This window comes from Rhizobium sp. 42MFCr.1 (assembly GCF_000377185.1).
Classification (GTDB): Bacteria; Pseudomonadota; Alphaproteobacteria; order Rhizobiales; family Rhizobiaceae; genus Rhizobium; species Rhizobium altiplani.
Genome location: NZ_KB897821.1, coordinates 208,229 through 222,859 on the forward strand (window position 1 = coordinate 208,229; position 14,631 = coordinate 222,859).

The window sequence follows — 14,631 nt, forward strand, 5'->3', positions numbered from 1 at the left end:
CCAACCCTCGCAGGCTTCCTGCGGGGTTTTTTTTTGCGCGTCATTTCTTGCTTGCGATTGGTTCTAAATAGGTTCTATTATTGCGAGATGGATAGAACCAGTCTGATAGCGGAACTGAACAGCCGTGGCCTGCGCGACGAGGCGTTGACCGGGCCGCTTTACAAGCGGCTGGCACAGGCGCTGACCGGTTTGATCCAGGAAGGGTTGCTGAAGCCCGGAACGGCGCTCCCCGGCGAGCGCGATCTGGCCGAAGCCTTGAAGGTCGGGCGTGTCACCGTTCGGACCGCCTATCGCGACCTGATGAATTCAGGCACGCTCGAGTCGCGGCACGGAAGCGGCACCTTCGTTTCCGCCAAGGTCGAGCGAATGGAACAGTCGCTGTGGCGGCTCTCGTCGTTTTCTGCCGACATGCGCTCGCGCGGTCGCGCTCCGGCCGCAAGGATCTTGTCTCGGACGGTCAACACGCCATCTCCGGAAGAGGCGTTCCTGCTTGGCCTTGGGCTTGATGAACCGGTTCTTCGCCTCGATCGTCTGCGCCTTGCCGACGGGCTGCCGCTTGCCATCGAACGCGCTGTCGTGCCGATAAAGTTTCTCGGCGAAGGCGGTGGCGGCGAGGGATCTCTTTATGAAGCGCTCGCGGCGAACGGCCACCGCCCGGTCCGAGCGCTGCAGAGATTGACGGCGGTCACACTCGATCCGTCGTCGGCCGCTGCGCTTAACGTGAATGCCGGCGCGCCCGCACTGCTGATCGAACGTGTGTCGCGTCTGGAGGACCAGCGTGTCGTTGAATACACCCGCTCCCACTATCGTGGTGATGCATATGATTTTGTTGCGGAATTGAGAATCGGAGATGACCTATGAGTGAAAGCCCGTCGCTAATGTTGCAGGAAGCCGGCCAGTCGCCGGAGGTCGTCGCAACGCTGCTGCAGAAAGAAAGGCCCGTCCTCGACGAAATTGCAAAGCTGTTTGCATCGGGCGCTCCGAGCGTCGTGACGACCGCGGCGCGCGGCTCTTCGGACCACGCCGCGACCTTCTTCAAATACCTGTTCGAGATTACCTGTGGCGTGCCAGTCGCATCGGTTGGCCCTTCGATCGCCTCGGTCTACAGCGCATCGCTGCATCTGAAGGGTGGCATCCACTTCACAGTGTCGCAATCCGGCGCGAGCCCCGACATCGTTGCCTTGCAGGATGCGGCAAAACGCGGCGGCGCAACGACGATCGCTGTCGTCAACGTCACCGATAGTCCGCTTGCCAAGCAGGCCGACATCGTTCTCGGGCTCAATGCGGGCGCCGAAAAGAGCGTAGCTGCGACCAAGTCCTTCATCGCCTCGGTCGCCGCGCTTTCCGGTGTCACGGCCGCCATCAGCGGCAAGCGCGATCTGCATGCCTCCCTTGAAAAGCTGCCCGATGCCCTCCAGGCAACCAGCGGCATCGATACGAAGGCCGCAGAGGACGTCCTATTCAACGCCAGCTCACTCTACACCGCTGGTCGCGGTCCTGCCTTCGCCATCGCCCTTGAGGCAGCCTTGAAAGCCAAGGAGACGGCAGGCCTGCATGCAGAAGCCTTCTCCCTTGCCGAGCTGATGCATGGTCCGATGCGCCTTGTTCAGCCAGGCTTCCCGATCGTCGCCTTCACGCCGGATGATCCGGCCTTCGGCAATAACGTGCAGGCTCTGGAGCGACTGCAAAAGCTGGGCGCCACCACCGTGCCGTTCTCGGCCAAGCCGGTTTCCGGCATCAATGTCCAGGTGCCCACGACCGGCAGCGGATTGCTCGATCCCCTTGTTTCGCTGCTCGTCTACTACCGCCTGATCGAGTCGGTCACCCGTCGGAAAGGATTCGACCCCGACAAGCCGGCCAACCTGCTCAAGGTCACGGAGACGATGTGATGGTTCGCAAGATCTTCTCCGGCGCGCGGATCTTCGACGGTCAGCGCTTCCACGACGACAAGGCGCTCATTGTCTCGAACGGCCGTGTCGAGGCGATTGCGGCGGCAGGCGACCTTCCTGACGGTGAGCACACGCGCTTTGAAGGCGGCGTGCTTTCCGCAGGTTTCATCGATGCGCAAGTGAACGGCGGTGGCGGCCGGATGCTCAACGACGAGCCGTCGCCAGCCTCCATGTACATGATTGCTGAAGGTCATCGCCCTTACGGAACGACTGCATTGCTGCCGACGCTGATCACCGATACCGCGGAGGCGACAGCAGCAGCAATCGAGGCAGCCAAGGAAGCCGTCAAGTCGAACCGCGGCGTGGCGGGTCTGCACCTCGAGGGCCCGCATCTGGCGCCTGCCCGCAAGGGAGCACACCTTGCCGAGCTCATGCGCCCGGTCGAAGACAGGGACGTGAAGGCGTTCATTGTGGCCAAGGAGGCGATCGGCACGCTGCTGGTAACGATGGCGGCCGAACAGGTCACGTCGAAACAGGTGCGCGAACTCAGCGAAGCCGGCGTCACCGTCAGCATCGGTCATTCCGATTGCTCCAGTGAGGCGGCAGAGGTACGGTTCGATGCCGGCGCACGTGGCGTCACCCATCTTTTCAACGCCATGAGCCAGCTTGGCCACCGGGCGCCCGGTCTGGTCGGTGCGGCCATCGATCACCCCTCGGTCTGGTGCGGCATCATCGCCGACGGCCATCATGTCGATCCGAAGGCGCTTCGAACCGCGCTTCGTGCCAAGCGGGGCGAGGGCAAGCTCTTTTTCGTCACCGACGCGATGTCGCTGGTTGGATCGGAGCAAGACTCTTTCACGTTGAACGGTCGTACGGTTCGGCGCGAAAGGGGCGGGTTCTGCTCGAAGCTGGTTCTTTCGGACGGGACGCTCGCGGGCTCCGATGTCGATATGGCGTCCACCATCCGCTACGGGATTACCTATCTGGAACTGACTCTCGCCGAGGCCCTTCGCATGGCGACGCTCTACCCGGCGCGCTTCCTGCGCCTTGACGACCGCGGCCACCTGTCACCGGGCGCCCGGGCCGACCTGGTGCATCTCACCGACGCCCTGGAGGTCACACGGACCTTCATCAGCGGTGAAGCCGCCTAGAAAGCGAGGATGTGATGACCGCGATCACCGATGCTTATTTCTCCAATCTGATTGGCCGGCTCGAGGCTTTGAAGACGGAACTCGCCGAGCCCATGGCTTTGGCGGCCAGAGCGATCCTGGAAGCCGCCCACAACGACAAGCGGGTCTATGTGTTCGGCACCGGGCACTCGCATATGCTGGCGGAAGAGCTCCACTATCGAGCAGGCGGCCTCGCCTTGACGATCCCGGTCCTCGTCGGCTCCGCAATGCTGCACGAAGGCGCCGTAATCAGTTCCGTTTACGAGCGTACGCAAGGATTGGTGCGGCCGGTACTGGAGCGCTATGGGATGCAGCCCGGCGACGTCATCATCATCGCATCGAACTCCGGCGTGAATGCAGCGCCGATCGAAGCTGCCGATTATGGCCACGAAATCGGCGCCAAGGTGATCGCCATCACGTCGGTCTCCTATTCGAGTGCGATTGCAAACGGCCGGCGGCGGCTGGCCGACATCGCCGATATCGTACTGGACAACGGTCTTCCCCCTGGCGATGCCGTGATAGCGCTCCCGGGCACGGAGCTAAAAGTCGGGCCGGTTTCCACGGCGATCGGTGCAACGGTCCTCAACGCGATCTTCGCAGAGGTTGCTTCGGAGCTGGCGAAGAGCGGCGACGCACCGATCTATCTCAGCGCCAACATGCCGGGCGCGGCAGCGGTGAATCAGCGGCTGGTGTCAAAATACCGACCGCGCAATCCGCACCTCTAGGAGAGCGCGGCGCCCGATTGTCAACGCCACGCCGACAGTCGGTCGCCAAAGTTCAATCTACCGGACCGTGCGAGTGAGGCGCATATTTCTTTCAAGAACAGCGGCAAGCTACGTCCCGCCGACTTGGAAAGGAACGGTCCCATGACGCAGATTATCTTGAATTCCGCGGTCGCCATCCTGATTGCGGCTGCATTCGTGACAACGGCCGCTGCCGCTCTTCGCGGCGAAGATCGCGCAATGCAAAAGGTGCCGGTCAGGGCTAAGGCAAGGCGTCACCCAAAGGGCTGAAAGACAGCCTAATAATTCCTCAAATCCGCCCCAATATCGACACCGGTTTGAACGACCAATGGGCCGTGGGGAATTCGGAGTGCAGGGCATGACCAGAATTATCGGCGCAGCCGCAATATTGACGATCGCCATGGCGACCTATGCGGCATACTTGAATCCGTACGATACGCGCAGCCAGCAAGGCCGCTATTCGCAGCAGATCGAGAGCCACGATAACGGCCTTACAGCCTCCATCCGCTAAACGAACAACTGGCCGCCATTGGCGCTGAGCGTCGATCCGGTAATGAAACCCGCATCATCGGAAACCAGGAAGACGACGCAGCGGGCAACCTCTTCAGGCTCGCCCAAGCGGCCGACCGGAATCTGCGGAATAATCCGTTCATTGAGGACTTTCTCGGGAACTGCGAGAACCATTTCCGTCCCGATATAGCCCGGGCAGATCGCATTCACGGTGATGTTCTTGGCTGCACCCTCCTGCGCAAGTGCCTTGGTGAAGCCGAGGTCGCCGGCCTTGGCCGCCGAATAGTTCGCCTGCCCCATCTGCCCCTTCTGGCCGTTGATCGAAGAGATGTTGACAATCCGCCCGTAGCTTCGGTCGCGCATGCCACCCCAGACCTGGTGCGTCATGTTGAAGAGTCCGGTGAGGTTGGTGTTGACGACCTCGTGCCACTGTTGCGGCGTCATCTTGTGGAACATTGCGTCCCGGGTGATCCCGGCGTTGTTGACAAGGACGTCGACCGGACCCAGTTCAGCCTCTACCTTCGCGATGCCCTCACCGCATGATGCATAGTCGGAAACATCCCATTTGAAGACGGGAATGCCTGTCCTGCTGTGAAAGGCGTTCGCCTTCTCGTCGTTGCCCGCGTAGTTGGCGGCAACTGCATAGCCTGCATTCTTCAGTGCGACGGAAATCGCGGCGCCAATGCCGCGGGTACCACCAGTGACAACAGCCACCCTGCTCATGTTCAGCTCCCTCATTTGAAGGCCCCGCTATCCTGCGGGGCTCAGGTTATGGTTGGATTGCCTGCTGTTCAAAGAGCTTCAAAGCACATCGCGACGCCCATGCCGCCACCGATGCACAACGTCGCCAATCCCTTCTTGGCGCCACGGCGCTTCATCTCGAAGAGGAGCGTGTTGAGCACCCGCGCGCCGGACGCGCCGATTGGGTGACCGATCGCGATCGCGCCACCGTTGACGTTGACGATCGAAGGATCCCAGCCGAGGTCCTTGTTGACCGCGCATGCTTGCGCGGCAAAGGCTTCGTTTGCTTCGACCAGATCGAGATCGCCGACAGACCAACCCGCCTTTTCCAGCGCCTTGCGCGACGCTGGGATCGGTCCGGTTCCCATGACCTGCGGATCAACGCCTGCCGTAGCCCAGGAAACAATGCGGACGAGCGGCTGGATACCACGACGGGAGGCCTCAGCTTCAGTCATAAGCACGGCTGCAGCAGCGCCATCATTCAGGCCCGAGGCATTCGCCGCGGTCACCGTGCCTTCCTTGTCGAAGGCAGGACGCAGCTTGGCCATCGATTCGAACGTCGCACCATGACGGATGTACTCGTCGGCATCGACAGTGACGTCGCCCTTTCGTGTCTGGATAACGTACGGAATGATTTCATCGGCGAAGCGACCCGCCTTTTGCGCGGCTTCCGCCTTGTTCTGCGACGCGACGGCAAAGCGGTCCTGCTCCTCGCGGGAGAGCTGCCACTGGCGGGCAATGTTCTCGGCGGTGATGCCCATGTGATAGCCGTAGAAGGCGTCCGTCAGGCCGTCCTTGATCATGGTGTCGACCATCTTCATGTCGCCCATTTTGACGCCGCCGCGCAGATGCGCAGCATGCGGCGCCATCGACATCGACTCCTGACCGCCGGCGACGATGATCTTTGCGTCACCGAGCGCGATCTGCTGCATGCCGAGCGCCACCGCCCGAAGACCGGAGCCACAGAGCTGGTTGACGCCCCATGCCGTCGCCTCCTTGGGAACGCCCGCCTTCATGGCGGCCTGGCGGGCCGGGTTCTGGCCTTCGCCAGCCGGAAGAACTTGGCCGAGAATGACTTCATCGACTTCGCTGGCATCGACGCCTGCACGCTCCAGCGCACCTTTGACCGCGGCCGCACCCAGTTCATGGGCCGGAACGGTGGCGAACGCGCCATTAAATGAGCCAACGGCTGTGCGGCCTGCACTAGCGATGACGATGGATGAACTCGACATGACGATCTCCTGTTAACTCCATCAGATACAGAGGAAACTGACAAAGCTTCAGCGCCAAGTCAAACGACAAGACGCTAACATTCAATTTTAGGCACTGCTTACGCTGGGGCAAATTATCTCTGCTGCAAAAGGGGTTGCCGCATCGCACAAAGAGATTGTCACTGGGCTTCGTTTGCGTCTACATTCCTCCGTGGAGGAATTTCCATAACAATCAGACGGGCTTCGGGAGACTGATATGGCGAAGAATGACGGGCAGATCGTAATCAAGAAATACGCCAATCGCCGCCTCTACAACACAGGCACCAGCACTTACGTAACGTTGGAAGACCTGGCGGAGATGGTAAAGAAGGGGGAGGATTTTACGGTCCAGGATGCAAAAAGCGGGGACGACATTACCCACTCGGTACTGACACAAATCATTTTCGAACAGGAATCCAAGACGGGCAACACGCTCCTGCCGATCTCGTTCCTCCGCCAGCTGATTACCTATTACGGCGACCAGATGCAGATGGTCGTTCCGAGCTTCCTGGAACACTCCATGCGCGCCTTTACCGAACAGCAGGCGCAGATGCGCGAGCAGGTCACGCGCGCTTTCGGCGAAACGCCGATCGGCAAGAACCTGCAACTGCCGATGCAGCTGGTCGAAGACCAGGTCCGTCGCAATACCGAGATGTTCCAGCAGGCCATGCAGATGTTTTCACCGTTCATGACGCCGCCGGCCAAGGAGAGCCGCAAGGCGGAAGCAAAGGACATCGACGAGCTGAAGGAACAGCTGCGCGCCCTTCAGAACAAACTCGATAGTCTCTAAGCGTCAGAGCCCGATCGAAACATCGCGCCTGGCGGTGCGAATAGATACGGCAAAGCCGCCAATCACATCGATCAACACAATCGTCATCAGGATGAAGAAAACCTGGGTGGCCGCATCCTGGACGAGGAGAAACTCGACCAGGAAGGCAATAAAGACGAGCATCGACAATATGTGATTGGTAAGGCTGCCGTCATTGCGGGTCGCCTTCAATATTTCGAAGAACAGAACTGCAAGCGCGATGACGATGAAGAGGTCGCCGAGCGACATGCTCCACATGGCCCCCGAAATCATCGACAAAACGATGACATCGTTTTCGAGCGATGGAAGCCCGCCGCCGCCCATCAAGCCCAGCATCGACATATTGTAGAGAATGAACGGAATAACCATCAGCGGCACAGCATTGAACATGTGGCAAATCTCCCCCAGCGAGAGAATAGTGCCGTAAATCGCCGCGTGACTTCAAGCCATCCAAAGAATGTATTTGTCGTCGGAAAAAGCAAAAGGCCGGCACATGGCCGACCTCGCAAGTCTTACTCAGACAGAGCGCAAATGTATTATGCGCTTTCCTTCGGCGTCAGAACCTGACGGCCGCGATACATACCGGTCTTCAGATCGATATGGTGCGGACGGCGCAGTTCGCCGGAGTTCTTGTCTTCAACGTAGGTCGCAGCCTTCAGCGCGTCGGCAGAGCGGCGCATACCGCGCTTGGACGGGCTCGTTTTTCTCTTCGGTACAGCCATTTCTCTTACTCCACTTCACGGGCAAACACATCCTACGGCCAGACTGGCGGCCGAAACGACGTATCGCGATTTCGGAAATTTTGCGCGCTTATACATGCCTTGAGGGGGCTTGACCAGTCCCCAAGCTTATTTTTTGAGATTCCTGCGATTCAAGGGTCAGACCTCGTCTTCCTCGACAATCCAGGGCTCGGATCGCGCCGCCTCTTCCCACTTTTTCCAGGCGGGATGCGCCTTGATGGCTGCAATATAACTGAGCGTGTCGCCGGCAGATACCAGGTCGTATACATCGAAACGACTGACAACTGGCGCGAACATCGCGTCGGCGCCTGAAAAACCGCCAAAAAGGAACGGCCCGCCGGAGTGGGCGCGCAGGTCGCGCCAGATCGTCTCGATGCGGGCGACATCGGCCATGACCCCATCAGCAAGCGCGATCTTGCCCTTCGGCCGCCGGATATTCATCGGGCAGGCGTTCCGCAGGGCTCCGAAACCCGCAAGCATTTCCATGGAAACAGCGCGCGCGACCGCTCGCTTCCCACGCTCCCTTGGCCATAGCCCGGCTTCCGGGAAGAGCTCGGCAACATATTCGATGATCGCCAGTGACTGCCAGACACGAACCTCGCCGTGCAGAAGCACAGGAACCTGCCCCGTTGGCGAGAACTCCCTGAAGCGAGGATTGCCGGCGGGAAAATCGAAGGGAACCAGCACCTCCTCGAAGGGAATGCCGGCGGCCGTCATGGCGATCCATGGCCGAAGCGACCAGGACGAATAGTTCTTGTTGCCGATATAGAGCGTGAGCTTGTCCATGAAATCTCCCTTTACGCTGCAGGCGCGAACACAAGCCGCTCCTCGAAATGGTTCATATCGTCGAAAGAGCAGAAGGCCGGAGGCTTCAATTCTATCACCGGAGCGGTTTCGCGCAGTGTGGCAAGCGCGCCATCGAGCATCGCCTGCCATGCCCGGAGCGCCGCTTCCGGCAGCCTTGCGATCGGATAGCAGAATGTGACGTGGAACGCATAGGTGTCATGATCCGGGTGCCGGTAGCCGAACACAGGGGCGAACGCATCCCGCCATTCCTTCATGGTCCGCCGGTCCGCTGCGGTAATGCCGTCCACCGTAAGTCCGACCGGCGTGACCTCGGTGACTTCAACCTCAAACGGGCCCGGTGGCTCGTAGGATTGCAGCCGATCCAGAAAGATCTCGCTCATGCGCTCGATCCCGGTATCAAGCGCCACGTCCTCCGGCCAGTAAGGCGGCGTGCGGCGATACTCGATAATACCCTGAAACAGGGTCATGTGCAGGCTGGAGATCGGCGTGAAGGCGAACTGCGAAGCTTCCGGCATCGCCAGAAACGTCTCACGCGCTTCAACGATCGCCCGCTGCGAGCGCGATCCCTCGACCAGATGACAGACTACCGTATTGCCGGGCTCGCGCAGAAACGTCCCAGTTGCGTCGTAGCGGGTCCCGAGATGCCTCGGCGGGACAGGATTATGAATGGCGGAATAGGTCAGAAGGCTGGGCGAAAGGGCAGAAATCATCGCTGGTAATCCGGTCGTTGATGGAGGGATTTCCGTCCATAATTTTAAAGCACGAATGCCAGATGACACTCATGAGCACCAACGACTTATTGCGATATCAATCATAAATGCATCTGATGTAATCGCCCGACCCTCGCGCGCGGCGCTCGATCAGGCCGGCGAGCCGTCGCAAGCCACGCCCGGGCTTGCCGGCGTTGCGATCGAAGGGGTTGGGAAGCGACACGGCAAGAAGAGCGGCCTGCCGACTGGTCAACTTCGATGCCGGCACGTTGAAATGGTGACGTGCCGCGGCCTCGATGCCGTATACCCCCGGCCCCCATTCGGCAATGTTGAGATAGATCTCCATCAGGCGCCGCTTCGACCAGACGAAATCTGCGGTCACAGCCAACGGCAGCTCCATCGCCTTGCGAACGAAGGACCGGCTATTCCAGAGGAACAGGTTCTTCACCGTCTGCATCGGGATCGTACTTCCGCCACGGGTCGCCTGGCCGCTCAGCGTATCCTCCAACAACATCCGCATCTCGCCCCAATCGACACCGCCGTGGAAGCAATATTGTCCATCCTCGGACATCATCACCGACTGGACGAGAACCGGCGAGATATCGTCGAGCGATACCCATTGCCGGTCGTAGCCGCGCAGCAGCACCAGATCGCGAAGCATGAGCGTGGAAACGGGGTGAACGAAAGGCAGCAGATAGAGGACAATCAGGACATAGGGAAGAATGACGAGCGCCGCCAGTGCGAGAGCGATGCGCATGATCACGGGCCGGCCCTTGAGCCAAAACAACGCGTGCCTGTGAAACGGCACGGTCATGCTTTCCTCTCTCTCCGGCGTGATGTCCAATTCCCCGACCCAGTCTCTTGCCCTTCTCCTCCATACCGTTTGCGAACTGGCATTGCCAGAGACAAAGGAAATCTTCGCCGGATGATCGACAATTCCGTTGCAGAGGGAAGGCAGCTCATGCCAAACAGCGCGCCATGGACGCAAGCTCTGAAACATTCGAAGCCAGATTGACGGCCACCGCGCGCGAGGTCGAGGCTGTGCTCGACACCCTGCTGTCGTCATCCGTATTGAACGGCGAGATCGCCCGTCCGGAACGGCTGCGTTCAGCCGTGCACTATGCCAGCCTGAACGGCGGCAAGCGGCTCCGCCCTTTCCTGGTCATCGAGGCGGCATCGCTGCTCGGCGGGGACAGAGACGCGGCGCTGCGTGTGGGCGCGGCACTCGAATGCGTGCACTGTTATTCGCTGGTTCACGACGATCTGCCGGCAATGGACGACGACGACCTGCGTCGAGGCAAGCCGACCGTGCACATCGCCTATGACGAGGCGACCGCAATCCTCACTGGCGATAGTCTGCTCACCTATGCCTTTGACATCATCGCTGCGCCCGAAACGAAATTGCCTGATGCCGCCAAAGTGGCGTTGACGCTCGCGCTGGCGCGAGCCGCAGGCATCGGGGGCATGGCAGGCGGTCAGGCACTCGACCTTGCCGCCGAGAAGCAGGCGCCGGACGAACAAGGCATCGTGACGCTGCAGGCCATGAAAACAGGCGCGCTCATCCGCTTTGCCTGCGAAGCCGGCGCCATCATTGCCGGCGCTTCGCCGGAGGATCGTACACGACTGCGTCAGTTCGGCGAGAGGATCGGCCTCGCCTTCCAGCTCGCGGACGACATTCTCGATCTCACCTCCGATGCAGCCACAATGGGCAAGGCGACGGGTAAGGACGCCGGTCGCAGCAAGGGCACATTGGTGGCACTGCACGGCATGGCATGGGCGGAAGCCAAGCTTGCCGAGCATGTGCGCGAGGCCGAAGCACTGCTGTCTCCCTATGCCGGGCGCGGCACAGTTCTGACTGAAGCAGCTCGCTTCATTGCCGGACGCAAGAGCTGAAAAAGCGTCACCGAGACAATATTTCCGCCACCTGACGAGATGCAGTCCCTTGTCGTTCGCGTGGAGCCGGGGCAAAAAAACCGGCAATAGCCGAGTGGCCGAACAAGAGACGCAAGATGCATGAGATCCTGACCTACCTGCCGCAGATCCTGCCGGCCTACGTCGCCTATCTGATCGCCGTCATCAGCCCTGGTCCGGCAATCATGGCCATCGTGTCGACGTCGATGACGCACGGCCGGAAGGCAGGCATGACCATCGCGCTTGGCATCTTCGCGGGTTCGTTCACCTGGGCCTGCGCCGCCGCTCTCGGTCTTGCGACCATCCTCCAGACCTACGCCATCGCGCTTGAGATCCTGAAGGTCTTCGGCGGCCTCTATCTGCTTTATCTCGCCTACAAGGCCTTCAAGGCCGTACGCGCCAACAATGACCTGCCGACAGCTGTCGTGCAGAGAAACCTTTCGACGCGGGCCCAGTTGCTACGCGGCTATGGTATCCACATCACCAACCCGAAGGCCATCTTCGCGTGGCTGGCGATCATCGCCCTCGGCATGCCGCAGGGCGCGCCGGCACCCGTCGCCGGCCTGATCATCGGAGTGTGCATGGTGACAGGCTTTACCGTCTTCATGGGCTACGCCGTGTTGTTCTCGACACCACATGCGTTGAAGATCTACCGCAACATACGCCGCTGGATCGAGGGGGCCATGGCCGCCTTCTACTGTGTCGCGGGGCTGAAGCTGCTGACCAGCCGAATCTGAGCGTTTTCGATTGCCGCTTATTCGGCGGCCGTCTTCTGCCCGAAGCGCTTTTCGATGTAGTCGACCACGAGCGCCTCAAAGTCAGAAGCGATGTTCGGCCCGCGCAGGGTCAACGCCTTCTTGCCGTCGATGAACACGGGCGCAGCCGGCGTTTCGCCGGTGCCGGGCAGGGAAATGCCGATGTCGGCGTGCTTGCTTTCACCTGGTCCGTTGACGATGCAGCCCATGACCGCAACGTTCAGCGCTTCGACACCCGGATATTTCTCGCGCCAGACCGGCATGTTCTTGCGAAGGTCGTTCTGGATGTTCTGCGCCAATTCCTGGAATACGGTCGAGGTCGTGCGCCCACAGCCGGGACAAGCCGCAACGACAGGCACGAACTGGCGGAAGCCCATCACCTGCAGCAGCTCCTGGGCAACCTGCACTTCGCGCGTCCGGTCGCCATTCGGCTCCGGCGTCAGCGACACGCGGATCGTATCGCCGATTCCCTGCTGCAGCACATAGCCCATGGCAGCCGATGAAGCGACGATCCCCTTGCTGCCCATGCCGGCTTCGGTAAGGCCGAGATGCAGGGCGTGGTCGGAGCGTTCGGAGAGCATCGAATAGACGGCGATCAGATCCTGGACCTGGCTGACCTTGGCGGACAGGATGATGCGGTTGCGCGGCAGGCCGATCTCTTCGGCCAGATTGGCCGAGATCAAGGCGGACTGCACGATTGCCTCACGCGTCACTTGACGCGCCGAAAGCGGTGAGCCAGCCTCGGCGTTCTGGTCCATCAGCGCCGTCAGCAACTCCTGATCCAGCGAACCCCAATTCACACCGATGCGCACCGGCTTGTCGTAGCGGATCGCCATCTCGATGATGTCGCCGAACTGCTTGTCCTTCTTGTCCTTGAAGCCGACGTTGCCCGGATTGATACGGTATTTCGCCAGTGCCTCGGCGCAGGCCGGATGGTCGGCAAGAAGCTTGTGGCCGATGTAGTGAAAATCACCGACGAGCGGGACGTCCATGCCAAGGCGCAGCAGCCGTTCGCGAATCTTCGGAACCGCGGCAGCGCTCTCGTCGCGGTCGACGGTGATGCGGACAATCTCGGACCCCGCTTTGAAAAGAGCCGCCACCTGCGCAACGGTGGAGTCTATATCCGCAGTGTCGGTATTCGTCATCGACTGGACGACAACAGGCGCACCACCACCCACGATGACGCCACCAACATCGACCGCAACGGATGCGCGGCGCGGCTTCGGATCAAAATCTGCAGCAGAAGACATATAGAGTTCTTGAACCCCTGAATTTCGTGTCTTTCAGGTGGATCATGCCCGCTTTGTTGTCAACCGCCCCGCACATCACTTTTGCTTGGAGCCGTCTCAGTGACCGCCACCCGATATGCCGTCGGCATAGCGTGCAAGGTTCGAAAACAGCAGCACGACGACCAGCAACACCGGCAAAGCCATGAAGACTACGCTGAAGCCGATATGCTCCGCCACGAAACCGATTGCCGACGGAGCCACCAGCATGCCGGAATAGCCCATAGTGGTTACCACCGAGAGGCCAATGCCGGCGCGCAGGCCCGGAATATTGCCGGCAGCCGAAAAGGCAATCGGGACCATGTTCGAGATCCCGATCCCGCAAAGCGCAAAGCCTAGGATCGCAATTTCCGCATTGGGCGCAAAGGCGGCGAGCAGCATGCCTGATATTGCAAACAGCGTGCAGATCCGAAGCGTCATCACGCCGCCAAGCCGGTCGCGAACAAGATCGCCACCAAACCGCATGACCGACATCGTCAGCGAAAACGCCGCAAAGCCGAAGCCGGAAAGCGCCACCGATGCTCCCAGTTCCTCACGCAGGTAGAGCGCGCCCCAATCCAGCACAGCGCCCTCGGGAACCATCGAGAACAGCGCCATCAATCCGATCAGCCATGGCAGCGGCACCAGAGGCAGCCGGAGCTTTTCCTTCTTCTCGTCGGGATGCGGAGGGTCCGCAAGGATCATCCTCCAGGCGATACCCAAAACGATCGCCGCAAGCGCAGTCGCAATCTGCGCATGCCAGATCACGCCGACCTTGGCGATCAGCAGGCCACCGAGGCCGGCACCGATCAAACCGCCCAAACTCCAAAAGGCGTGGCACGAGGACATGATCGACCGCCGCATCGATTGCTCGACCGCAACCGCATTCGCATTCATGGCAACGTCCATGGCGCCCATGAAGCCGCCAAACAGAAAGATCGAGATCGCCCCTGTCGCAACGTTCGGCGCAAGCGTCAGTGCAAGCAGCGCAGGCAGAAGGCACACCGCGGCGATCTGCGCGACAAGTTTCGAGCCATAGCGCGCGATTTGCGCCCCCGCGATTGGCATCAGGGTAAGCGAACCGACACCAAGAACCAGGATCATCAGACCCAACTGAAACTTGCTCAGCTGCAGGCGCTCTGCGAATTCGGGAATTTTCGGCGCCCAGCAGCCAACGATGAAGCCGTTGATGAGAAACAGCAGCGAAACCGCTATCCTGTTCTTCGTTACGTAGCCGCTTCTGACCATCGGCGCTGTGTTAACGTGGTTATCCATGTCTCTTCCCACAGTGTCTCGACGTCGGCACTCGCGCCCGACGCGTTTATTGAATGAT

General features: G+C 60.5%; 18 protein-coding genes. 9 read left to right on the forward strand and 9 right to left on the reverse strand.

Annotated features, from left to right (window positions below; all coding sequences use genetic code 11):
- Nucleotides 1-87 precede the first annotated feature (87 nt).
- The 6 genes from C934_RS0106530 (at nt 88) to C934_RS35050 (ending at nt 4,312) form a co-directional block, all read left to right on the forward strand.
- Nucleotides 88-861 carry a GntR family transcriptional regulator gene (locus C934_RS0106530; protein ID WP_018855899.1) on the forward strand — a complete coding sequence of 258 codons (774 nt, stop codon included), beginning with the start codon at nt 88-90 and terminating at the stop codon, nt 859-861.
- Nucleotides 858-1,889 (forward strand): SIS domain-containing protein, encoded by a 1,032-nt coding sequence (locus C934_RS0106535; RefSeq protein WP_026371608.1) that lies wholly within the window; start codon nt 858-860, stop codon nt 1,887-1,889. Before C934_RS0106530 ends, C934_RS0106535 begins: the two co-directional genes overlap by 4 nt.
- A complete protein-coding gene (nagA, locus tag C934_RS0106540; RefSeq protein WP_018855901.1) occupies nt 1,889-3,040 on the forward strand; it encodes an N-acetylglucosamine-6-phosphate deacetylase in 1,152 nt (383 codons plus the stop codon). Before C934_RS0106535 ends, nagA begins: the two co-directional genes overlap by 1 nt.
- 14 nt (nt 3,041-3,054) lie before the next feature.
- The gene (locus tag C934_RS0106545; protein ID WP_018855902.1) at nt 3,055-3,783 is read left to right on the forward strand and encodes an SIS domain-containing protein; all 729 of its coding nucleotides are present in this window, start codon (nt 3,055-3,057) and stop codon (nt 3,781-3,783) included.
- Between the two features lie 141 nt (nt 3,784-3,924).
- Nucleotides 3,925-4,071, forward strand: a complete 147-nt coding sequence (locus tag C934_RS35045) for a hypothetical protein (RefSeq protein ID WP_018855903.1) — start codon at nt 3,925-3,927, stop codon at nt 4,069-4,071.
- Between the two features lie 88 nt (nt 4,072-4,159).
- A complete protein-coding gene (locus C934_RS35050) occupies nt 4,160-4,312 on the forward strand; it encodes a hypothetical protein (RefSeq protein ID WP_167354919.1) in 153 nt (50 codons plus the stop codon).
- Here C934_RS35050 and C934_RS0106560 read toward each other — a convergent pair.
- Both C934_RS0106560 and C934_RS0106565 read right to left on the reverse strand, forming a co-directional pair.
- Nucleotides 4,309-5,034, reverse strand: coding sequence for a beta-ketoacyl-ACP reductase (locus tag C934_RS0106560; RefSeq protein WP_018855905.1), 726 nt, complete (start codon nt 5,032-5,034; stop codon nt 4,309-4,311). The two genes, C934_RS35050 and C934_RS0106560, sit on opposite strands and share 4 nt — an antisense overlap.
- A 68-nt stretch (nt 5,035-5,102) precedes the next feature.
- Nucleotides 5,103-6,284 (reverse strand): acetyl-CoA C-acetyltransferase, encoded by a 1,182-nt coding sequence (locus C934_RS0106565; RefSeq protein WP_018855906.1) that lies wholly within the window; start codon nt 6,282-6,284, stop codon nt 5,103-5,105.
- 235 nt (nt 6,285-6,519) lie between these two features.
- Here C934_RS0106565 and phaR point away from each other — a divergent pair, with 235 nt between their 5' ends.
- Nucleotides 6,520-7,092: a polyhydroxyalkanoate synthesis repressor PhaR gene (phaR, locus tag C934_RS0106570; RefSeq protein ID WP_018855907.1), complete on the forward strand. Its 573-nt coding sequence runs from the start codon at nt 6,520-6,522 to the stop codon at nt 7,090-7,092.
- Nucleotides 7,093-7,095: 3 nt separating this feature from the next.
- Here phaR and C934_RS0106575 read toward each other — a convergent pair whose 3' ends face one another.
- The 5 genes from C934_RS0106575 to mtgA form a co-directional block, all read right to left on the reverse strand.
- Nucleotides 7,096-7,500 carry a hypothetical protein gene (locus tag C934_RS0106575; RefSeq protein ID WP_018855908.1) on the reverse strand — a complete coding sequence of 135 codons (405 nt, stop codon included), beginning with the start codon at nt 7,498-7,500 and terminating at the stop codon, nt 7,096-7,098.
- Nucleotides 7,501-7,646: 146 nt separating this feature from the next.
- Nucleotides 7,647-7,832: a 50S ribosomal protein L32 gene (rpmF, locus tag C934_RS0106580; protein ID WP_016556742.1), complete on the reverse strand. Its 186-nt coding sequence runs from the start codon at nt 7,830-7,832 to the stop codon at nt 7,647-7,649.
- Between the two features lie 156 nt (nt 7,833-7,988).
- Nucleotides 7,989-8,636: a glutathione S-transferase family protein gene (locus tag C934_RS0106585; protein WP_018855909.1), complete on the reverse strand. Its 648-nt coding sequence runs from the start codon at nt 8,634-8,636 to the stop codon at nt 7,989-7,991.
- A gap of 11 nt (nt 8,637-8,647) precedes the next feature.
- Nucleotides 8,648-9,367 (reverse strand): DUF1868 domain-containing protein, encoded by a 720-nt coding sequence (locus C934_RS0106590; protein WP_018855910.1) that lies wholly within the window; start codon nt 9,365-9,367, stop codon nt 8,648-8,650.
- Nucleotides 9,368-9,464: 97 nt separating this feature from the next.
- On the reverse strand, nt 9,465-10,211 hold the full coding sequence (mtgA, locus tag C934_RS0106595) for a monofunctional biosynthetic peptidoglycan transglycosylase (RefSeq protein WP_026371609.1): 747 nt from the start codon (nt 10,209-10,211) through the stop codon (nt 9,465-9,467).
- A 134-nt stretch (nt 10,212-10,345) separates the two neighbouring features.
- Here mtgA and C934_RS0106600 point away from each other — a divergent pair, with 134 nt between their 5' ends.
- Nucleotides 10,346-11,260 (forward strand): polyprenyl synthetase family protein, encoded by a 915-nt coding sequence (locus C934_RS0106600; RefSeq protein WP_018855912.1) that lies wholly within the window; start codon nt 10,346-10,348, stop codon nt 11,258-11,260.
- A 116-nt stretch (nt 11,261-11,376) separates the two neighbouring features.
- Complete coding sequence (locus tag C934_RS0106605; protein ID WP_018855913.1) at nt 11,377-12,015, forward strand: LysE family translocator; 639 nt, start codon at nt 11,377-11,379, stop codon at nt 12,013-12,015.
- A 17-nt stretch (nt 12,016-12,032) separates the two neighbouring features.
- Here the strand turns inward: C934_RS0106605 and ispG are convergent, their stop codons facing one another.
- Both ispG and C934_RS0106615 read right to left on the reverse strand, forming a co-directional pair.
- Nucleotides 12,033-13,283 carry a flavodoxin-dependent (E)-4-hydroxy-3-methylbut-2-enyl-diphosphate synthase gene (gene ispG, locus C934_RS0106610; RefSeq protein WP_018855914.1) on the reverse strand — a complete coding sequence of 417 codons (1,251 nt, stop codon included), beginning with the start codon at nt 13,281-13,283 and terminating at the stop codon, nt 12,033-12,035.
- Nucleotides 13,284-13,379: 96 nt separating this feature from the next.
- The gene (locus C934_RS0106615) at nt 13,380-14,573 is read right to left on the reverse strand and encodes an MFS transporter (RefSeq protein ID WP_018855915.1); all 1,194 of its coding nucleotides are present in this window, start codon (nt 14,571-14,573) and stop codon (nt 13,380-13,382) included.
- Nucleotides 14,574-14,631: the final 58 nt, after the last annotated feature.

What these genes read in the sequence shown, in the direction of transcription:
- C934_RS0106535 (WP_026371608.1), top strand. Translation starts at nt 858, where the DNA reads ATGAGTGAAAGCCCGTCGCTAATGTTGCAGGAAGCCGGCCAGTCGCCG.
- C934_RS0106565 (WP_018855906.1), bottom strand. Translation starts at nt 6,284, where the DNA reads ATGTCGAGTTCATCCATCGTCATCGCTAGTGCAGGCCGCACAGCCGTT.
- C934_RS0106615 (WP_018855915.1), bottom strand. Translation starts at nt 14,573, where the DNA reads ATGGATAACCACGTTAACACAGCGCCGATGGTCAGAAGCGGCTACGTA.
- C934_RS0106575 (WP_018855908.1), bottom strand. Translation starts at nt 7,500, where the DNA reads ATGTTCAATGCTGTGCCGCTGATGGTTATTCCGTTCATTCTCTACAAT.
- C934_RS0106605 (WP_018855913.1), top strand. Translation starts at nt 11,377, where the DNA reads ATGCATGAGATCCTGACCTACCTGCCGCAGATCCTGCCGGCCTACGTC.
- C934_RS0106560 (WP_018855905.1), bottom strand. Translation starts at nt 5,034, where the DNA reads ATGAGCAGGGTGGCTGTTGTCACTGGTGGTACCCGCGGCATTGGCGCC.
- C934_RS0106585 (WP_018855909.1), bottom strand. Translation starts at nt 8,636, where the DNA reads ATGGACAAGCTCACGCTCTATATCGGCAACAAGAACTATTCGTCCTGG.
- C934_RS35050 (WP_167354919.1), top strand. Translation starts at nt 4,160, where the DNA reads ATGACCAGAATTATCGGCGCAGCCGCAATATTGACGATCGCCATGGCG.
- rpmF (WP_016556742.1), bottom strand. Translation starts at nt 7,832, where the DNA reads ATGGCTGTACCGAAGAGAAAAACGAGCCCGTCCAAGCGCGGTATGCGC.
- C934_RS0106600 (WP_018855912.1), top strand. Translation starts at nt 10,346, where the DNA reads ATGGACGCAAGCTCTGAAACATTCGAAGCCAGATTGACGGCCACCGCG.
- nagA (WP_018855901.1), top strand. Translation starts at nt 1,889, where the DNA reads ATGGTTCGCAAGATCTTCTCCGGCGCGCGGATCTTCGACGGTCAGCGC.
- C934_RS0106545 (WP_018855902.1), top strand. Translation starts at nt 3,055, where the DNA reads ATGACCGCGATCACCGATGCTTATTTCTCCAATCTGATTGGCCGGCTC.
- phaR (WP_018855907.1), top strand. Translation starts at nt 6,520, where the DNA reads ATGGCGAAGAATGACGGGCAGATCGTAATCAAGAAATACGCCAATCGC.
- C934_RS0106530 (WP_018855899.1), top strand. Translation starts at nt 88, where the DNA reads ATGGATAGAACCAGTCTGATAGCGGAACTGAACAGCCGTGGCCTGCGC.
- ispG (WP_018855914.1), bottom strand. Translation starts at nt 13,283, where the DNA reads ATGTCTTCTGCTGCAGATTTTGATCCGAAGCCGCGCCGCGCATCCGTT.
- C934_RS0106590 (WP_018855910.1), bottom strand. Translation starts at nt 9,367, where the DNA reads ATGATTTCTGCCCTTTCGCCCAGCCTTCTGACCTATTCCGCCATTCAT.
- C934_RS35045 (WP_018855903.1), top strand. Translation starts at nt 3,925, where the DNA reads ATGACGCAGATTATCTTGAATTCCGCGGTCGCCATCCTGATTGCGGCT.